The sequence below is a fragment of the Enterococcus timonensis genome (genome assembly GCF_900104595.1).
Classification (GTDB): domain Bacteria; phylum Bacillota; class Bacilli; order Lactobacillales; family Enterococcaceae; genus Enterococcus_J; species Enterococcus_J timonensis.
This window is the reverse complement of the sequence record NZ_FNVY01000003.1, coordinates 554,710-575,081: the sequence shown is the minus strand read 5'-3', so window position 1 is coordinate 575,081 and position 20,372 is coordinate 554,710. Positions and strand designations below refer to the sequence as shown.

Genomic DNA, 20,372 nt, shown 5'->3' with positions numbered 1-20,372 from the left:
AATTGTGTATTTCCGTAATATTCCTTAGAAAGGAGGTGATCCAGCCGCACCTTCCGATACGGCTACCTTGTTACGACTTCACCCCAATCATCTATCCCACCTTAGGCGGCTGGCTCCTAAAAGGTTACCTCACCGACTTCGGGTGTTACAAACTCTCGTGGTGTGACGGGCGGTGTGTACAAGGCCCGGGAACGTATTCACCGCGACGTGCTGATCCGCGATTACTAGCGATTCCGGCTTCATGTAGGCGAGTTGCAGCCTACAATCCGAACTGAGAGAAGCTTTAAGAGATTAGCTTAGCCTTGCGACTTCGCGACTCGTTGTACTTCCCATTGTAGCACGTGTGTAGCCCAGGTCATAAGGGGCATGATGATTTGACGTCATCCCCACCTTCCTCCGGTTTGTCACCGGCAGTCTCGCTAGAGTGCCCACCTTAATGATGGCAACTAACAATAGGGGTTGCGCTCGTTGCGGGACTTAACCCAACATCTCACGACACGAGCTGACGACAACCATGCACCACCTGTCACTTTGTCCCCGAAGGGAAAACTCTATCTCTAGAGCGGTCAAAGGATGTCAAGACCTGGTAAGGTTCTTCGCGTTGCTTCGAATTAAACCACATGCTCCACCGCTTGTGCGGGCCCCCGTCAATTCCTTTGAGTTTCAACCTTGCGGTCGTACTCCCCAGGCGGAGTGCTTAATGCGTTAGCTGCAGCACTGAAGGGCGGAAACCCTCCAACACTTAGCACTCATCGTTTACGGCGTGGACTACCAGGGTATCTAATCCTGTTTGCTCCCCACGCTTTCGAGCCTCAGCGTCAGTTACAGACCAGAGAGCCGCCTTCGCCACTGGTGTTCCTCCATATATCTACGCATTTCACCGCTACACATGGAATTCCACTCTCCTCTTCTGCACTCAAGTTCCCCAGTTTCCAATGACCCTCCCCGGTTAAGCCGGGGGCTTTCACATCAGACTTAAGAAACCGCCTGCGCTCGCTTTACGCCCAATAAATCCGGACAACGCTTGCCACCTACGTATTACCGCGGCTGCTGGCACGTAGTTAGCCGTGGCTTTCTGGTTAGATACCGTCAAGGGATAAACAGTTACTCTTATCCTTGTTCTTCTCTAACAACAGAGTTTTACGATCCGAAAACCTTCTTCACTCACGCGGCGTTGCTCGGTCAGACTTTCGTCCATTGCCGAAGATTCCCTACTGCTGCCTCCCGTAGGAGTCTGGGCCGTGTCTCAGTCCCAGTGTGGCCGATCACCCTCTCAGGTCGGCTATGCATCACAGCCTTGGTGAGCCGTTACCTCACCAACTAGCTAATGCACCGCGGGTCCATCCTTTAGTGACACCGTAAAGCGTCTTTCAAATTCTTTCCATGCGGAAAAAATTGTTATGCGGTATTAGCATCTGTTTCCAAATGTTATCCCCCACTAAAGGGCAGGTTACCCACGTGTTACTCACCCGTCCGCCACTCAACAAAGTCGTGGAGCAAGCTCCGGTGACTTTGTTGCGTTCGACTTGCATGTATTAGGCACGCCGCCAGCGTTCGTCCTGAGCCAGGATCAAACTCTCATTAAAAGTGTTTGAACGGATTGCTCCGTTAAGCTCATTTGTTACACTAGCGATTGCTCGCTTAAAAATTTTGTTACTTTTGGTTGTTTTGACTAATCAAAACGTCCTTACACAATTTGGTTCGTTTTCACTTTGTTCAGTTTTCAAAGGTCTACATTCACTTGTTTGTCGCGTTAGCAACTTTTATATCTTATCAAAAGCAGAAGTGAAAGTCAAGAACTTTTTTCTTAATTTTGAAAAGTTTTTTTAAAAGTTATTCGCTAAATTTGACAACTTAATTAGTTTACTAAAAAGCAATTGGAATGTCAACAACTTTTTTTTAAAATTAATTAAAAGTTATTAGCAATCTTCGTTAACTATCGTAGCAACGTGTTTAACTATATCAATAAATTTGATAGTCGTCAACACTTTTTTTAACTTTTTTTTGATTTTGCCATTTGTTTGAGATCTCTGATCTAAATGGTGGATAAACCAGCCATAAATAGTAGGATTTTTTTGTCTTAATGATCAGATAGAAACACCTTTTAGTTATGGTAAAGTCGTCCATTGATATGTCTTTTGCTTCACTCGACTTTTTCAAAAATTAATGTGCCAAATTAAAAAGCGACAAATCAGGAATTCTCCTGACTTGTCGCTCTTAGTGTGAATTTAAAATAATGGTGCTCCTTCTAAAGTTAAACCAATCAATGCTCGACGAAATTCTTCTGCTGGTCGCCAGGCAAAATCGGTGTCTGCTAACGGGATTTCATTTTCCAGACTGAATACAAAAAAAGGAAGTTGTTGTTGCTCCATTTGAACATTGGTTAATTCTACTAAATTTAGTTGATCGACAGGAATTGCTAAAGCTTTTAATGTTTCTAAAATGCTGGCTAGACCGGTAAGACCATCTTTCACGTCGCTGACGACAAAGTGAAGGGGTTCTTCAGTTAGGCGCATCAAAAATTTTTTAGCGCCACCGTTCTGATTTAAAATAATGGTTGCTGCAATTTGTTTTGTCACAATCTCACCTCAAAAATTTAAGAATACTCGTTTAGTTTAACATCATTGTTTATAAAATAAAGTGAAATTCATCTTTTTTCATGTAAAAAAGATTTTGTTTCGGCAATCCATTGCGGCATTGCATTTTCAATTGGTGTAAAGCCAATTTTTTTTCGTTTACTAGTGAAGTAGTGTTTCCGCTTATAGATGTGGGGTTCAAATTGACTTTGCAGTGTTCGCATCGATAATGAAATTTTTTGCGAAAATTCGTCAATATCAATAATTTGTACTTCCACTTTTTGTCCTATTTTTAAATATTCGTTGATTTCTTTAGTAAATCCATGTTGAATTTCGGAAACGTGAATTAAGCCTTGTTGATGATCATCTAAGGCTACAAAAGCGCCATATGGTTGTATACCGGTGATGGTACCAGCTAATTTTTGACCGATTTTAAGCATGTAGGCACCTCCTTTTACTTTAATTATACTAAAGATGTTTACAGAAAAAAAGGGGCATAAAATCCTTTCGATAAAAATGACCTGTAAATTCTTTTTACAAATGATAATTTTTAACATAGATCATAAAAATTTTGAAAAAAAGCCACTGACTTTAGCCAGTGACTTCTTGATTTATTATTGTTCGAACCCTGTCTCAACAGCTTCAGGAAATTCTTTTTCCACTACAGTGGCGCAACGATCGCATAACTCAGGCAAATGAATATGGCTTCCCACATCAGTTCTTACCGAGCGGCAACGAGGGCAAACGGTCCCACTTGCTTTTTCAATCAAAATGGCGCAATCAGAAAAGACCATAGCAGCTTCTGGTGCAGTTCCCTTAGCTAAGGCAAAATCAGAAACAATCAACAACTCACTCAGATTCGCATCTAGCGCATCTAAAAGAGCGGCTACCGGTTCTTCTGTTGGATAAACGGTAACTTTAGCTTCCATAGATTTACCGATTAATTTGGCGTTTCGGGCTTCTTCTAAAGCTTTTAACACTTCATCACGGAAGTCTAAAAATCCTCGCCAAGTATCTAACAATTCATCTTGATTATCAAAATCTTGGTAACCTGGCATTTCGCTTAATTGGACATAGTCATCTTCTTCTTGCAAATAGCCCCAAATTTCTTCAGCTGTATGAGGTAAAATTGGCGTCATTAATTTAGTTAAAGCGACAAGCGTTTCGTAAAAAACACTTTGCATCGAACGACGAGCCAAATTATCTTCTGTTTCGATATAAACGACATCTTTAGCAAAATCTAAATAAAATGAAGATAAATCAACCGTTAAAAAGTTGACTAAAATTTTATACACGTTAGAAAAAGAATATTTTTCGTAAGCTTGGCGCATTTCAGAAATCACTTGTTGCAAGCGAACGGTTAAATATTTATCTACTGAGCGGCGTTCTCCATAAGAAACGGTGTCTTTTTTCACATCGAAATCTTCCACATTAGCTAACATGAACCGCATCGTGTTACGGATTTTCCGATAAACTTCTGACACTTGGCCTAAAATATCCATAGAAACTCGGACATCAGACTCGTAATCTACTGAAGCGACCCATAATCTCAAAATATCAGCGCCGTATTGTTTGATCACTTTTTCAGGCAAAATAATATTACCTAATGACTTGGACATTTTTTTGCCCTCGCCGTCTAGAGTAAATCCTTGCGACAGGACGGCTTTATAAGGTGCAACGCCGTTAATGGCCACACTCGTCGTAATTGAGGAGTTGAACCAACCGCGATATTGATCGGATCCTTCCAAATACAAATCAGCTGGGAAACTCAAGTCATCCCGCCCACGTAATACCGCTTCGTGAGATGATCCGGAATCAAACCAAACATCCATAATATCTTTTTCTTTCGTAAATAAACCATTGGGACTTGCTGGATGAGTGAATCCTTCTGGCAATAAATCTTTGGCTTCTTTTTTCCACCAAATAATTGAACCATTTTCAGCAAAAAGTTCCGCTACATGATCAGTGGTTTCTTTCGTTAAAATGGGGGTGCCATCTTCAGCATAGAAAATTGGCAATGGAACGCCCCAAGCTCGTTGACGAGAAATCACCCAGTCCCCCCGGTCACGAATCATATTGTACAGACGGACTTTGCCCCAAGGAATAATCCAGTCAACTTTTTCAACTTCAGTTAGAACATTGGCTCGGAATTTATCAATGGAAGCAAACCATTGTGGCGTGGCCCGAAAAATCACCGGTTTTTTAGTCCGCCAGTCATGTGGATAAGAATGGACGAAGAAATCTAGTTTTAATAAGGCGCCCTTTTCTGTTAATAAATCTGTCACCATTGGATTGGCTTTATCGTAAAATACACCGGTAAATCCTGGTGCTTGTTCCGTAAATACGCCGCGGCTATCTACTGGAGATAAAATATCTAGGCCATATTTTTTACCGATAATATAGTCATCTTCCCCGTGTCCTGGTGCCGTATGAACTAAGCCAGTCCCGGCATCAAGTGTCACGTGGTCGCCACACATCACCAGACTTGTCCGGTCATAAAAAGGATGTTGAGCGGTCATATATTCCATGTCCGATCCGGCGATGGCTTTAATAACGACTGGATTTTCCCAAGCGAGTGTTTCAGTTACTTGAGTTAATAAATCTTTTGCTACGACATATTTTTGATCTCCTACTTGCACTTCCACATATTGATAAGCAGGATTGACTGAAATGCCTAAGTTTGCCGGAATGGTCCAAGGAGTTGTCGTCCAAATAATTAAATTTGTGCCAGGGTCTAAAATGTTTTTGCCGTCTACTACTTTAAATGCGACATAAATAGATGGTGATTTGACATCTTTATATTCAATTTCAGCTTCAGCTAAAGAAGACTCTGAAGATGGAGACCAATAAATTGGTTTTAACCCTTTATAAATATAGCCTTTTTCTGCCATTTTCCCAAAAACGCGAATTTGTGCCGCCTCATAATCAGGAGCCAAAGTCACATAAGGATGTTCCCAATCACCAGAAACACCTAAGCGTTTAAAGTCATTGCGTTGTTTGTCTACTTGACTCAAGGCATATTTACGGCACTCTTCTAAATAGTCCACTAAATCCATTTCTTTACGTTTCATACCAGCATTGGTTAAGACTTGTTCAATGGGCAAACCATGCGTATCCCAACCAGGAACGTAAGGAGCGCGAAAGCCCGTCATGGATTTGTAGCGAACAATAATATCTTTCGATACTTTATTTAATGAGTGTCCTAAATGGATATTCCCATTAGCATAAGGAGGTCCATCGTGCAAAATAAAAGTCGGTTTGCCGGCATTTTTTGCTTGTCGCATACCATATAAATCTACCTCATCCCAAGATTTTTGCCAGTCGACTTCCCGTTGTGGCAAATTCCCCCGCATGGGAAATGCGGTTTTTCCTAAATGTAATGTATCTTTGATTTTCAAATAAATTCCTCCTTTACAAACTTAAAAAAATATAAAAAAACTAAAAAGAGCCCTCCATCCGCAAGGGACGAAGCGCTCGTGTTACCACCCAAATTTAGAATACAAATTGTATTCCCTCAAGACGTTGTTAGCGGGGACTTCCTCGGTATTTTCTACTTCATTCAAAAATACTTAACTTAGATGATTTATTTTTAAATAGGGTCTGCCAATCTTTCACCTGTTATTGGCTCGCTAAAAGAATATTTAAAAATCTGTTCTAAGCTTGAAATAATAAACCGTGCATTTATTTTGAATCCGTTGCGTCAGTGACAACTTCTACAGCGTCAGCTTGATCTGATTCTTGAGAACCAGGTTCTACTTCAGCAGTTGAAGCAGAAATAATTTCTGTCGCTTCCGACTGATTTAACTCTTGAGATCCAGCTTCTATTTCAGTACCAATTTCAGTGCCTTTTTCAGTATCTACTTCAGCTTTGGACCCAGGATTCGCTTGGTCTTCTGTAAATTCTACCTTAGGCTGAGTTTCTTTGTCAAGCATCTCTTTGACGTGGCGATGATTGTCGCCGACAAATGATGAAAATGGTTCTAACAATTCATCCCAGTCATCGTTATTAACAATATCTATTTGAGATTCCAACAATAGACGGAGGCGTTGGTGGAAAGTTCTAGTTTTCTTTTTCAAGTCATCTGTTTCAGCGGCTAAAGCTTTGGCTTTACTAGACGCTTCGTTTAAAATTTGCGCGGCACTCGCTTGGGCTGTGTTCACCAAATCATGAGATTGTTGTTCAGCTTTAGCAGTGGTTGCTTGTGCTGTTTGATTGGCGGTTCCAATAATTACTTCGGCCTCTTTGTTGGCTGAAACTTTTACTTTATCAGCCGTATCTTGCGCCACAATAATTGATTGATTTAAAGCATCTTTTAATTCATTGAAATATTCCAGTTTTTCTTCGGCATGTTTCAATGATTTTTCCATTTCACGGTTTTTAGTGACGATGTCTTCGTAGTCACGAGTGACTTGATCCAAAAAATCATCTACGTCATCAGGATTATACCCTTTAAATTTAGTATCAAAACTTTTATTTTTAATATCTAGTGGAGTTAAAGCCATCATATACACCTCGTTTTTTATTTTCGTAACACGCCAATTTCCAGGCGAATTTTCTCTTTTTTAGTTTTTCCTTCGATATTTCGCAGCTGAATGCGACCGTATCCGCGAATCGAAAGAATATCTAATAGTTCGATGCCAAAATCCGGATGGGTATTTTCCGTCCAATTGACTTTGACTTTCCCTTGTTCCACCAGTTCTTTTGCCCGCTGGCGCGAAATATTATAAACACCGGCAATGACAACATCAAGCCTTAAAGAACTGAGGGTCGTTTGTTCAATTTCCCAAGCATCAATTGGCATAATTAAATCTGTATAATCTCGTTCTTCAAAACGAACACCTACGCGCCCGATTTTATCTACTTGGCTAGTAACGAAATTTTTCATTTCAGTAGCGACGAAAAATTGCCACTGGAGACCATTTGTCATAATATCACCAAAAAATTCTCGTTTCAGCCCAGTGCTCATCAATGTTCCTAAAATTTTCCCGTGGGACAATTTAGCAAACTTAGTAGGATAAACAATTTCAATTAAAGTGAGATTATAATCTTCATCACTAGGGGTGAAATACTCCGGATAAATTAAACAGCGGGCCCGTTCAGCCAGCCGATACCCCCCGTTAAATGAGTAAGAAAGTTCACTATTTTGGCGAATCAATGTTTCTAAAATATACATCTGGCGTGGATCTAAAAAGTCAGTTAAATAAGGAGCATATTGACTTTCCACGGTTTCAAGCCAATTACCGACTTCATCGATAAAATTCGATTCACTTTTTCTAAAATGTTGGTAAATTGTTTCATCCAATGAAAAGTCCTCCTTTTTAATAAAGAATCATCATAAAAAGCCAGTTGAGAATCCGCGTCAATAACTGTAAGCCAAAGAGGGCGACAATAATTGAAAAATCTAAGCCGGCAAATTGTAACGGTAGTTTTCTAAAAATGCTTAAATACGGTTCACAAATTCTAGTTAAAAACCGTCCAAGCGCGCTACCGTATCCACCAGGGAACCACGACAATAAGGCATAAATGACTAAAGCGATCGAATAAATATTGACAACTTCTAAAATAAATCTAAAAAGATTATACAAAAACAAATGAACGCCTCCTAAAATTGTTGGAATTCGTCTTGAAGTAAGCTTTTTGCTGTTGCTCCATCAATGACGATATTTTCTGGCGTACATAAGAAAATTTCGCTGCCAATCCGTTGAATGTCGCCACCTAAAGCATACACTGTCCCTGTAAGAAAATCTACAATCCGGCGGGCTTGCGCTTCTTCAATTAACTGAAAATTAACAATTACGGCTTCTTGATTAATAATTTTTTTAGCAATTGTTAAAGCCTCTGAATAAACACGTGGTTCAACAATGGTAATTTGAGCATTATTAGTACTTGCTCCCGTTTTTCTTTCAGGGTGACGCATAGGAACAATCTTTTCAGGACGACTTTGATAATTTTGATTAGGCGTTTCTTCTTGTTGCGGGCGACTTTGTTGAAAACGTGCTTGTTCTTGTCTTACGTTTTGATTTTCATTTTCTTGTGTTTCTTCTTGTTGATATTCTTCTTCATAGTCATCTTCGTCAGATAAACCAAAAAAGTTTGATAATTTACGGCGATTAATAATCGACATCACCATTCCTCCTACATTCATTGGATACTCTTAGTTTACCAATTTTTAGTTATTTTTACTATTTAAAAGGTAGAGGACCAATTTTATTTTCAAAAAAAGCTGTTAGAAAAGTCCACGACTTTCCCACAGCTTTTCGTTTTTCATTTTTTTAGCGTTTGCGACGGAAAAACGGCGGGGTGCTTAACCCTTCACCTTCTTCAGAATTGTTGTCTTTAAACGTATCAAAATCTTTTTTTTCAATACTATCAAATTGCGTATCTTCCACCCGTGGACGAATTGGTTCGTCACGACGAATATCCCAATCGCCAAAAGCTGAAGCTTGTTCTTCTGCTTCTTTTTGAGGTTTTTCTTCAAAATTATTGCGTGGTTGGGCGGTCGTTGTTTGCGTTGTTGCTACCCGATTAACGGCCCGAGGATTTTTTTTTTCCTTTTTAGTAGGATCAATCCCAGTTGCAATAACAGTGACGCGAATTTCATCACCAAGATCATCATTAATTGATGTTCCAAGTAAAATATTCACATCGTTACCCGCTGCTTGAGAAACAATATTTGAAGCATCTTGTGCTTCGAATAAAGTCATATCCGCGCCACCAGTAATATTTAAAAGAACTTGTTCAGCGCCATCAATAGATGATTCTAGTAATGGAGAAGAGATTGCTTTTTTCGTTGCATCGATTACCCGATCTTCACCAGAAGCTACACCGATACCCATTAAAGCTGTTCCTTGGTTTTCCATTACTGTTTTCACATCGGCAAAGTCTAAGTTCACAAAACCTGGTGCAGTAATTAAATCAGAAATCCCTTGAACCCCTTGACGTAAAACATTATCAGCTTCGCCAAATGCTTCCATCATTGGTGTCTTTTTGTCGACAACTTCTAACAAACGGTTGTTAGAAATAATCAATAAAGTATCCACGTTTTCTTTTAAAGCAGCGATTCCTTCAGCAGCATAACGACCGCGTTTTGGTCCTTCAAAACCAAATGGACGAGTCACAACACCAACTGTTAAAGCGCCTAATTCTTTTGCGATTTTAGCAACAACTGGAGCAGCTCCAGTTCCAGTTCCGCCACCCATGCCGGCAGTGACAAAAATCATATCTGCTCCTTGCAAAACTTCTTGCAAAACTTGAGAAGATTCTTCAGCTGACTTTTGGCCAACTTCAGGTTTAGATCCTGCACCAAGACCGCGAGTATATTTAGGTCCTAATTGAATTACAACTTCAGCTTTTGATTTTTTTAATGCTTGAACATCTGTATTAGCAGCGATAAATTCAACGCCTTTAACGCCATCATCGATCATCCGGTTTACAGCGTTTCCGCCGCCACCGCCAACCCCGATAACTTTAATCACAGCGCCAGTATTTTCTGTATTGTCTAACGTAAATTCCATGAATGCTTCCTCCTATTCAAATATATTGCCAAAAAGGTCTTTAAGTTTTTTGCCAAATGTCCCTGGTTTTTTTTCAGTAACAACATCATCTGTATAATCTTCTTCGACCTCAGGACTTTCATAAGTAACTTCCATTTGTTGTTCTTTTACCGGCACTGTTTTCTCGCCAGTAATCGCTCCTTTGGCAATATGATAAATATCGGTCAAATTGCTGACATAATCGACTAAACTAATCGCATTAGAAAATACTGGATTACGTAAACCCATGTGATTTGGCACATAAAGTCGTACATTAACGCCAAATGTTTCTTGGGCCAATTCCACAATTCCAGGAAGACTTGCAGCGCCACCTGTAATAACTAAACCACCGGGTAGGCTTAAGGCATCAATCGCCGTTAATTCTTGTTTGGCTTTATCAAAAATTTGTTCCAAACGCGCTTCGATAATTTCGGATAAATAATGTTCATCCACTTTTACCGGCTCACTTTGGCCAATGACATCCACTGGAAATTCTTCATTTTTACTTGTCCGCCCAGGATAAGCATCACCATAATTGATTTTCAAAGCTTCCGCATTATTAAACGATGTATTTAAAACGATGGAAATATCTTTAGTAATGAAGTCGCCACCTTCTTGATTGACATGGCTAAATTTCAGTTGTGAATCGTGCATCACAGCAGTTGTCGTTTGACCACCACCAAGATCCATCACAATTGTGCCAAAATCTTTTTCGCCTTCTGATAAAATTGAATCAGCTAAGGCTAAAGGCCCTACAACGAGTTCATTAATTTTCAAACCAGCAAGTTCCACACATTTTTTAATGTTATGAACAATGGTTTTAGGTCCTGTAAAGACGAGACCAAACATTTCTAAGCGAACCCCAATCATCCCGCGAGGATCTTTAATGCCCTCGAAACCATCTACCGTAAAATCTTGTGGTAAAATGGCGACAATTTGACGTTCAGGAGGTGTTGAGCGAACCAAAGCTGCTGAAGCAACATTGCGTACATCTTCATCAGTAATTTCTTTGGATTCACTGCTTACGGCAATCATCCCTTGGCAATTTTCAACTTCTAACATGTTGGCTGGAATACCAACATTAACACTTTTAATTTGAATGCCGGCTTTTTCTTCGGCTTGACGCACACTGCGGCTAATTGCTTGGACTGTTTTATCGATATCGACAATAATGCCGCGACTAACGCCGTCACTTTTCGCGTTTCCTACTCCAATGATATTCATTTGTCCGTCGACATATTCAGCAACAACAACTTTAACACTTGTTGTACCGATGTCTAGACCGACATACATTCCCGTTTTGGCCATAAATGGGATTCCCTCCTAAATTACTATCAGACTGCCAGTTAAGTTTTTATTTTTTATAGTTTAAGCATATCTTACTTCTTACGATTTTAACACAAGTCAGTAGTGTTTTAAAAGCGCAATTGTTATGAATTTTAAAAAAGTTTACGCATTCTACTTTTCCGTGGAAGCATCAGTGGAATCCACTGTGGAATTTTCCGTTGCTTCTTGACTTTGCGGGTAAGAAAATATCCCCGCTTCAAGATCAATAATGGAAGGTTCGGTTAAATTACCAACAATTTGCGGATATTTTTCCATTTTTTGTGCCAAGTCACTAATTTGGGCAATCACTTTATGTCCATCATTCATCGTTAACGTAATTTGTTTAACATTTTCACTCGTTCCAGAATAATAAATTTCAGAAATATTGACTTTGACACTATCCACGAGTTCTTTGTATTGATTTAGCGTTTGTAAAATTAAATCAGTTTGGCTGAAATTTTCTAAAATCGGCAGCCCACTTTGCACTGGCACCGCCTTTTCAGTTAAAACAACGCCGTTTTCTAAAATCGGATAGTACGCTTGATCTTTTAAAAGTAAGCCACTAGTTGCAAATTCGGCAACGGTAATTTCTAAAGAGTTAAGTGGTTGATACGTTACTTTCGCTTCTTTTACTTGGGGGATATTTAGCAAAATCGCTTCAGCTTGTTGGTCTGAACTAAAAACTTGTCCCCAAAGACCTTTATCCAAGGCGAAATTAGTTTGTTGCAAAATTTCTTGGTTGCTTACTTGTTGATTGCCTTCAATCGTTATTTTTTCTAATTTAGACAAAGGAGATAAAAAGTATAAGGTCAGTAAAATGACTAATAAAAAAGTTGAAATCAGTAAAATCAGACGGCCGGTTAAACGATTTTTCCGCACCTTATGCATATTAGGTAATTGATCGGCAAAACTATTTTTTTTCGGCAAAGGTTGATTAGGATCATTAGAAATAATCGCCGGCTGCCAAGTTTTTTCCTTTTGATCTTTTTTTATGTTCTTTTTTTCATGAGTTGGTACATTTGATTTTTCGGTGCTGTTTTTTTCAGAAACTTTATTTTCATCTAAGTTGTTTTCGGTAGGATTATTTTGACCGGTATTATTTTGGTCGATATTCTGTTTTTCCGATTGACCTTCCGGCAAATCAGCATTAGGTGGGGCTTTTTTTTGCGGATGATGATCCGCATAAACGAAATCGTCGCTCACAACATCCCTCCTTTCAAGTAAAATAAATCATTTTCTAATGATGCAAAAGCACTTCTTTTACCACTTTAAATAAATGCTCAGCCGCATCTGGATGTCCTAATTCTTTAGAAGCTTCCGCCATTATAGCTAGTTTTTTCGAATCATTCAACAAAGAATCTAATTCAGTAATTAAATTTTCTTTCGTCAGCTCCGCATCTTTAACAATCACAGCAGCGCCTGCCTCTGCCAAACTTTGGGCATTTTTTGTCTGATGATCATTAGTGACATAAGGACTAGGAATCAAAATGGAAGCAAGACCAATTGCTGTAAATTCAGCAATCGAAGTCGCCCCTGCTCTACCAACTAGTAGCGCAATATTGCCTAAAATATCTTGCATATTTTTTAAATAAGGAACAACTACAACATTTTTCGGTATTTTTTGTTGATTGAAAGCGGCAAAATACCGCTCACCTGAAGCATACAACACTTGATAAGATTTTTGGGCCAATTCAGACAAACTGGCTAAAATAACGTCATTAAATTTTTTCGCCCCTTGACTGCCGCCGAAAATTAAGACAGTTTTTTTAGCTGGATCTAAACCAAATTGCGTGAGAACATCGCTTTTTTTAGTTAAGACGATTTGACTGGCCCGCGGATTGCCGGTAAGCACCACTTTTTCAGTTGGAAAATAGCTTGCCGCTTGCGGAATTGAAATCGCAATCGCCTGGACATAACGGGCTAAAAATTTATTTGTAATGCCGGGTACTGAATTTTGTTCATGAATAATCGTCGGAATTTTTAAGCGACTAGCGGCATAAACCATCGCCCCTGAGACATAGCCACCGGTTCCAATAACAACATCCGGTTGAAATTTTTTTAAAATTTTCTTCCCGTCACGAACGCTTTTAAAAAATAAATGCAACGTCTTAAAATTTCCTAAACTTAAGGAACGTTTGAAACCTTGAATTTCTAGCATTTCATAAGGAATATCTGTTTCTGGCAAAATTTTATTTTCTAAGCCGCGTTTGGCACCGACATACATAAATTCAGCGCTAGCATCTTGCGTTTTAACATAATCAATAAAAGCTAAAGCTGGGTAAATGTGGCCACCGGTCCCGCCACCAGTCATTAAAATTTTCATTTTTCAACTTCCTTTTGTAAGGCCGCAACAGCTGCCATAAAAGCATCGCCCCGCGCTTCAAAATTAGGATATTGGTCCCAGCTGGCATTGGCTGGTGATAATAAAATAATATCGTCTGGATCAGATAGCAAGAAAGCTAACGGCACAGCACTCACCGGATCTTTTGTTGCTTTAATTATTTTCGTTCCAGCGGCTTTCGCTGTTTTTTGCAATTTCTCTGACGTTTCTCCAAAAGTAATAATCGCTTTTAAATCAGCAAAGTCTGGCAACAAATCATCAAATCCATTGCCACGATCAAGACCACCAGCAATTAAAATTGTTTTTTCTGGCGCAAAACCACGGAGCGCTTTTTGAGCAGCCAATGTATTGGTCGCTTTAGAATCATTATAAAATTTACGGCCTTTAATTTTCCCTAAAAATTGTGTCCGGTGCTTCACGCCATGAAAATGACTTAAGACATGAGTAATTGCGGCATTAGAAATGCCAAAAGCTTTCACCACCGTAATAGCCGCCAATGCATTTTCTATATTGTGACTACCAGGAAGCGCCACGTCTGATGCGGCCATAACTTTTTTCCCGTCGTACATTAGCCAATCATTTTCTAGATAAGCCCCGCGACTTTGTTCTTCCGTTGAAAAATAGCGAACAGCCGCTTGTGTTTTGGCACCCCATTTATGTAATTTTTCTTGGTTGCCATTTAAAATAAGCAAATCGTCTTTCGTCATATTTTTTTGAATTTGCCACTTAGCATCTTCATAGGCTTCTTGGGTCCCGTGATAATCTAAATGAGTTGAATAAATATTTGTTACTACAGCAATCACCGGATGAAAATCATTCGTCCCTAACAACTGAAAACTCGAAGTTTCCATCACGATAATATCCTCTTTAGTCACAAGTGGCGCTACTTCACTAGCAGGAATTCCGATATTGCCGGCTAAAAATGCTCGCCCTGGTGCAAGTTCGGCATTTAGCATTTCTCCAATCATCGTCGTGGTGGTGGTTTTTCCGTTAGTCCCAGTAATGGCCACAATCGGTGCCTCACTAACCGCATAAGCCAGTTCGATATCAGTCAAGACTGGAATTTTAAGAGCGACGGCTTTTTCAACTAAAGGATTATTGTAAAAAATCCCCGGTGTTTTAAAAACGGCCACATAACTTTCGTCAAATAATTCTAACGGTGGTTCACCTAAGATAACATCGATGCCTAATTCTTTTAGTTCTAACACTTCCGGATCGTCACTTTTTGCATGTAAATCGTTAACAGTGACAAAAGCTCCTAGTGTTTTTAGCAGCTTTGTAACTGCTAAACCACTACGAGCTAACCCTAAGACAAACACTTTTTTTTGATCGTAATCTTTAATTTTTTTCATAATTAGCCTCCCAAGCCATAAATGATTACCAAGGTCAGTCCACTCATAATTAGACCGACACTCCAAAATACGATATCAATCTTCCACTCTTTCCAGCCGCTCATTTCAAAATGATGATGAATCGGGGACATTTTAAAAAGTCGTTTGCCGGTCAATTTAAAGCTGGTCACTTGGAGCATCACCGAAGCAGTCTCTACTACATAAACAAAACCAATCAAAAGTAACGTCCATTCTTGGCGCAGCAAAATGGAAACCGCCGCTAGCACGCCGCCTAGTGAAAGGGCACCAACATCACCCATAAAAATTTTCGCTGACTTATGATTATAAGGGAAAAAGCCCAGTAAGCCGCCAACAACGGCAATACACAAAATGAAAACATCCCATTGTTGTTGTTGCCAAGCAATAATCGCATACGTGCCAAAAGAAATTGTGCCAAGGCCGGCCACTAAGCCATCGATTCCATCTGCTAAATTCACTGCATTGGAAAAACCAACGAGCCAAAAAATAACGAACACGCCGTATAATAAACCTAAAGGCAATTCCAAGCCAAATGGTAAATGTAAAGCATCGGAAAAATGTTCGCTGCGATAAACTAAATAAAAAATCAAACCACCGAGAATTTGTCCGGCCAATTTTTGCCAAGAACGTAAACCTAGATTTCTTTTTTGAAAGATTTTAATAAAATCATCGAGAAATCCTAATAAGCCATAAAGTGCCAAAATAAAAAGTAAAATCCATAAAACTGGCGTCACAGCGCCGACCCAAAATCCTGACCAAATAGCCGTTATCGCTGCAGCAAGTAAAAAAATCACGCCCCCCATGGTTGGAGTGCCCGCTTTGGCATTATGCCATTTCGGCCCATCTTCGCGGATTTGTTGACCTTGTTTTTTCATGCGAAAATAACCAATGAAAAACGGCATCGCCGCGACTGTTAGTCCAAAACTTGAAGCTATCGGTAAAAAGATTTGGGTCCATTCCATATTTTTTCTCCTTAATTTTGCTTAGGGCTGTTATTTTTATTGTAAAACAATTCGAATGGTTTCACTACCAAGAGCTTGTCCGGCGCTTAAACTTTGAGCCACAGCAAATCCTTGACCAATTATTTCAAATTGTACATTGAGTAATTCTTGTAAATGAATCAAATCATTTTTACTCCAGCCAGAAACATCTGGCATCGTTAACGTTCCTTTTGTCCGTAAGATTACTTTGGAATTAGAAAGCAAGCTAGTTCCAGCAGCAATAGATTGGGCATCGACTGTGGTGCCATCACCTAAAACAATGGGTTGCAAGCCTAAGACAGTTAAAGCACTTTTTGCTGTTTCAACATCTTGTCCTTGATAATTTGCGACTTCAGGGGTTAACGTACTGATTTGATTTTCTTTTAAATCCAATGCTCTTTTCATTAAAGGATTGGTAATACTTGGTAAGACCGCACTAGTATAAGTTGTCGGTTTTTTAATCGTTACATAAAGTAAATATTCCGGATCATCAATCGGCGCTGCCATCATTACAGAGTAAATATATTGATTGGTCCCGGTTAAATACCCGCCGCCTTCTGCAATTTGGGCGGTCCCGGTTTTAGCACCAACTTCATAGCCGTCAATGGCGTATCCATTCCCGGTCCCATATGTTTGATTTTCCACCACATCTTGTAAATGCGTTAAAACTTGGCTCGCCGTATCGTCGGTGACGACTTGTCCTAGTTGAGTAGGTTGCGTTACTTGCACCTCGCCGGTATTTTGGTCGACAGTTTGACTAATATAGTAAGGTTTTAACATTTGTCCGTGATTTGTAATGGCTGAATAAGCTTGCAGCATTTGCAAATCAGAAACAGAAATAGCTTGTCCAAATGACGACATGGCCACACTAACTGGTGAACTTTCCGGCAATGAGCCGCTTGTTTCATTTGGTAATTTTGACCCAGTAGATTGACCAAAACCAAAACGATTTAAATAATCTCGCCAAACATCGTCACCTAATTTTTGTTCTAGTAAAGTCATCCCGATATTACTCGACCAGGCAAAAGCTTGACTCATATTTAAAGTACCAATGGCGCCTAAATCATGATCATTAATAGTGGTGTCATAAAGCTTTAATGATTGATTGTTGTAAGTTTCGTATGGATTGAATTTATTTTCATTAATCGCCGCAGCTAACAACATCGTTTTCATGGTGGATCCTGGTTCAAAAGGATCTTCTGCCAATAAATTTCGATACAAGGTGTCTTCTTTAAATCCTTCTTGGGGATTATAAGTTGGTCTTTGGCTCATGGCCACAATTTCTCCGGTTTTAGCTTTCATTAAAACAGCAGTTAAATCTTCCGGTTGACTCGTCTCAAAAGCGGCATCCATTAAAGTTTCTAGATAACTTTGCAAATGACTATCAATTGTAGTGTAAATATCTTGACCATCTGTTGCTTGAGTAATTTCATCTACTGTGCCTGCCACCGGATTGCCATTATGATCTTTTTCAAAAGTTGTTTTCCCCGAGGTTCCTTGCAAGATATCGTTGTAACTTGCTTCAATCCCCATAATTCCCTCGAGTCCTTTACTCTCGTCTTTAACGTCTGTCAGTTGCGCGTAACCAATCAAATAAGAAGCGAAGTTGCCATTAGGATACAGACGTGCAGGATGTTCTTCAAAAAACAATCCTTTCCTATTATCTGCAGCCATTGCCTCTTCCATAGCTAATTTTTGTTCTAAATTCACATTTTTTCCCGCATTGCCAAACTCCACTTGAAATGGTTTCGAACCATCTTCTAACGTTTGTTGCATTTGGTCAAGTGAATAACTTTCGTCAATGGCTAAATACTGATTTAAAATTTGGGCAATCACTGGATAATCAGCTTCTTGGGCATAATATTTTGTGTCGCCTATTGTGTAATTAGTATTTAATACGACATAAACTGAATACGAAGTGGCATCTTCAGCAATGGCTTCTCCGTTGCGGTCATAAATCGTGCCTCGTCTAGCTGGTACACTACTTTCTCCATTGTATAATTTGGCAACTTGCGTAGAAAGCTTAGTGCCAGAAACCGAATCAGTAGCGACAATAGTAATTAGCCGAATAGCAAACAAAAAGAACAACCCAAAAGCCACAGCAAATAACAATCTGCCGACTTTTTTGCGATTGTTCTTAGGTGAGGACGCATTTTTTTCAAAAAACTTTTTCCACCGAGCCATTTATTTCACATTCCTTATATTTTCTTCTTGCAAGGTCAAGCCGAATTTCTCGGCAATTTCTTTGATCCGCGCGGCGGTGGATAATTCTGTTCTTTCTTGTTGAAGCTGAGTAATTGTTTTTTGGTGTTGATTAATCGATTGTTGAATGTTCGTCGTGTTTTCTTGAACACGGGTTGCTTCATTAGATAAATTAATTGTGGCAATCGCCATGACGAGTGTGCCGACAAGGAAAACGACGATTAAAAGTTTTTCCAACCGAGAAATTCGTTTGGATCTTTTAATAGGTAGGACGATGGGAACTTCTGGTGTTTGGGGAAGTTCTTGGGGCACTTGACTAGGATTTGCTTCATCGAAAATATATTCTTTTTTTAATTCAGCCAAGTGTCTCACCTTCCTTTACTTTTTCCGCCACTCGTAATTTAGCCGAGCGGGCACGATTATTATGTTCTAATTCTTCAGCGCTAGCTAAAATTGGTTTGCGAAAAACTAATTTCAACATGGGTTGGAATTCTTCAGGCACCATGGGTAAACCTGGTGGCAAATCTTTAGGATTCGCTTTTTCTTTAAACATGTTTTTTACGAGGCGATCTTCTAAAGAATGAAAAGTAATCACTGAAATTCTGCCGCCGATATTTAATAAATCAAAAGCTTGTTCTAGTGATTCTTCAACAGCACCCAGTTCATCATTGACTGCAATTCTTAAAGCTTGGAAAATCCGTTTGGCTGGGTGTCCGCCAGTTCGTCGGGCAGGTGCTGGAATGGCTTCTTTAATTATTTCTACTAATTCAAAAGTTGTTTCGATTGGTGCTTGCTGGCGTTTTTTTTCAATTAGACGGGCGACTTGTTTAGAAAATTTTTCTTCGCCATAACGGAAAAATATTTTCACTAATTTTTCATAAGGCCAAGTATTCACCACAATCGCCGCTGTAAGTTCTTGGCTTTGATCCATTCGCATATCTAAGAGCGCATCTTTTTGATAAGAAAATCCGCGCTCCGCAATATCAAATTGAGGCGAAGATACGCCTAAATCATAAAAAATGCCATCAACTTTAAAAACAGCAAGATCAGCTAGCGCTTCTCTCAGATTTCTAAAATTATTTTTTACTAAAGTTAACTTGCCAGAAGCAATTTCTTCAGGCAAGATTTCTTTAGCATGATCAATGGCGGTTTGATCTTGATCAAAACTATATAATTTCCCCGTCGTTAGTTGTTCCAGTAAATAAGTTGTATGACCGGCTCCACCTAACGTGCAGTCGACATAAATGCCGGTGGGATCCACGTTTAATTGGTCGACGGTTTCGTGTAATAAAACTGTTTCATGGTTAAATGCCGGCATGTCTGACTCCTTTACTTAAAATCCAAAATCGATCATATTTTCGGCAATTTCATCAAAGTTCTCTTCAGCATCAGCTGAGAATGTTTGCCAACGGGTTTCATCCCAAATTTCAATCCGGTTAGAGACACCAATGACGACACAATTTTTACTTAAGGTCGCATGGGTGCGCAGGGAACTAGGAATATTAATTCGTCCTTGTTTATCAATTTCACATTCAGTCGCCGAAGAATAAAAATAACGCACAAAAGTCCGGGCATCTTTTTTGCTGACCGGCATTTGTTCGAATTTTGTTTCCATCTGTTCCCACTCACTCAAAGGATAGCCAAATAAACAGCCATCAAGTCCGCGGGTGACGACGAATTTTTCACCTAGGGCTTCGCGAAATTTCGCTGGCATAGTCAAGCGCCCTTTTGGATCAATTGTATGTTGAAATTCTCCCATAAACATGACGCTCACCTACCTTCCACTAGATAGGATAAGTCTACCACATTCCCCCACTTTTCTCCACCAGCTTTTAAAAAATTGTGGTCCGCAAATTTTTTTTAATACCTACGTAACATTGCTGTAACATTAAACAGACATTATGGCATTTTTTATAAATATTTTTTGGAAATATTAGTTATTTTTAAGAAAAAGTTGCTGTTTTTGCGATTCATTTGCTGAAATTTTCTCGTTTGGAAAGTGGGGCAATTTTTAACAAAAAAAAGCCCCCGTTTTTTAACGGAG

At 39.4% G+C, this 20,372-nt stretch carries 17 protein-coding genes and 1 rRNA gene; all 18 read right to left on the bottom strand.

Features of this window, described 5'->3' with window-relative positions:
- Window positions 1-28: 28 nt before the first annotated feature.
- The 18 genes from BQ5341_RS04530 to mraZ all read right to left on the bottom strand — a co-directional run bounded on the left by BQ5341_RS04530 (window position 29) and on the right by mraZ (window position 20,093).
- Window positions 29-1,586 (bottom strand): 16S ribosomal RNA (locus BQ5341_RS04530).
- A gap of 642 nt (window positions 1,587-2,228) precedes the next feature.
- On the bottom strand, window positions 2,229-2,579 hold the full coding sequence (locus tag BQ5341_RS04520; protein WP_083378593.1) for a hypothetical protein: 351 nt from the start codon (window positions 2,577-2,579) through the stop codon (window positions 2,229-2,231).
- Between the two features lie 68 nt (window positions 2,580-2,647).
- Window positions 2,648-3,016, bottom strand: a complete 369-nt coding sequence (locus BQ5341_RS04515; protein ID WP_071130833.1) for a CvfD/Ygs/GSP13 family RNA-binding post-transcriptional regulator — start codon at window positions 3,014-3,016, stop codon at window positions 2,648-2,650.
- Window positions 3,017-3,190: 174 nt separating this feature from the next.
- Window positions 3,191-5,974, bottom strand: coding sequence for an isoleucine--tRNA ligase (gene ileS, locus BQ5341_RS04510; RefSeq protein WP_071130832.1), 2,784 nt, complete (start codon window positions 5,972-5,974; stop codon window positions 3,191-3,193).
- 283 nt (window positions 5,975-6,257) lie between these two features.
- Window positions 6,258-7,079: a DivIVA domain-containing protein gene (locus tag BQ5341_RS04505; protein ID WP_071130831.1), complete on the bottom strand. Its 822-nt coding sequence runs from the start codon at window positions 7,077-7,079 to the stop codon at window positions 6,258-6,260.
- A gap of 17 nt (window positions 7,080-7,096) precedes the next feature.
- Window positions 7,097-7,879 carry a YlmH family RNA-binding protein gene (locus BQ5341_RS04500; RefSeq protein ID WP_071130830.1) on the bottom strand — a complete coding sequence of 261 codons (783 nt, stop codon included), beginning with the start codon at window positions 7,877-7,879 and terminating at the stop codon, window positions 7,097-7,099.
- 16 nt (window positions 7,880-7,895) lie between these two features.
- Complete coding sequence (locus BQ5341_RS04495) at window positions 7,896-8,168, bottom strand: YggT family protein (RefSeq protein WP_083378592.1); 273 nt, start codon at window positions 8,166-8,168, stop codon at window positions 7,896-7,898.
- 11 nt (window positions 8,169-8,179) lie between these two features.
- Window positions 8,180-8,701, bottom strand: coding sequence for a cell division protein SepF (locus BQ5341_RS04490; RefSeq protein WP_071130829.1), 522 nt, complete (start codon window positions 8,699-8,701; stop codon window positions 8,180-8,182).
- A 148-nt stretch (window positions 8,702-8,849) separates the two neighbouring features.
- Complete coding sequence (gene ftsZ / locus BQ5341_RS04485) at window positions 8,850-10,091, bottom strand: cell division protein FtsZ (protein WP_071130828.1); 1,242 nt, start codon at window positions 10,089-10,091, stop codon at window positions 8,850-8,852.
- Window positions 10,092-10,103: 12 nt separating this feature from the next.
- On the bottom strand, window positions 10,104-11,417 hold the full coding sequence (ftsA, locus tag BQ5341_RS04480) for a cell division protein FtsA (RefSeq protein WP_071130827.1): 1,314 nt from the start codon (window positions 11,415-11,417) through the stop codon (window positions 10,104-10,106).
- 150 nt (window positions 11,418-11,567) lie between these two features.
- Window positions 11,568-12,638 (bottom strand): cell division protein FtsQ/DivIB, encoded by a 1,071-nt coding sequence (locus tag BQ5341_RS04475; RefSeq protein ID WP_071130826.1) that lies wholly within the window; start codon window positions 12,636-12,638, stop codon window positions 11,568-11,570.
- Between the two features lie 34 nt (window positions 12,639-12,672).
- Window positions 12,673-13,758: an undecaprenyldiphospho-muramoylpentapeptide beta-N-acetylglucosaminyltransferase gene (murG, locus tag BQ5341_RS04470; protein ID WP_071130825.1), complete on the bottom strand. Its 1,086-nt coding sequence runs from the start codon at window positions 13,756-13,758 to the stop codon at window positions 12,673-12,675.
- Window positions 13,755-15,128 (bottom strand): UDP-N-acetylmuramoyl-L-alanine--D-glutamate ligase, encoded by a 1,374-nt coding sequence (gene murD / locus BQ5341_RS04465; protein ID WP_071130824.1) that lies wholly within the window; start codon window positions 15,126-15,128, stop codon window positions 13,755-13,757. Before murD ends, murG begins: the two co-directional genes overlap by 4 nt.
- A 2-nt stretch (window positions 15,129-15,130) precedes the next feature.
- Window positions 15,131-16,108, bottom strand: coding sequence for a phospho-N-acetylmuramoyl-pentapeptide-transferase (mraY, locus tag BQ5341_RS04460; protein ID WP_071130823.1), 978 nt, complete (start codon window positions 16,106-16,108; stop codon window positions 15,131-15,133).
- A 36-nt stretch (window positions 16,109-16,144) separates the two neighbouring features.
- Complete coding sequence (locus BQ5341_RS04455) at window positions 16,145-18,310, bottom strand: penicillin-binding transpeptidase domain-containing protein (RefSeq protein WP_071130822.1); 2,166 nt, start codon at window positions 18,308-18,310, stop codon at window positions 16,145-16,147.
- On the bottom strand, window positions 18,311-18,691 hold the full coding sequence (gene ftsL / locus BQ5341_RS04450) for a cell division protein FtsL (RefSeq protein ID WP_071130821.1): 381 nt from the start codon (window positions 18,689-18,691) through the stop codon (window positions 18,311-18,313). It lies immediately after the preceding gene.
- Window positions 18,684-19,646 (bottom strand): 16S rRNA (cytosine(1402)-N(4))-methyltransferase RsmH, encoded by a 963-nt coding sequence (gene rsmH, locus BQ5341_RS04445; RefSeq protein ID WP_071130820.1) that lies wholly within the window; start codon window positions 19,644-19,646, stop codon window positions 18,684-18,686. The genes ftsL and rsmH overlap by 8 nt, the downstream gene beginning before the upstream one ends.
- A 15-nt stretch (window positions 19,647-19,661) precedes the next feature.
- The gene (mraZ, locus tag BQ5341_RS04440) at window positions 19,662-20,093 is read right to left on the bottom strand and encodes a division/cell wall cluster transcriptional repressor MraZ (protein ID WP_071130819.1); all 432 of its coding nucleotides are present in this window, start codon (window positions 20,091-20,093) and stop codon (window positions 19,662-19,664) included.
- Window positions 20,094-20,372: the final 279 nt, after the last annotated feature.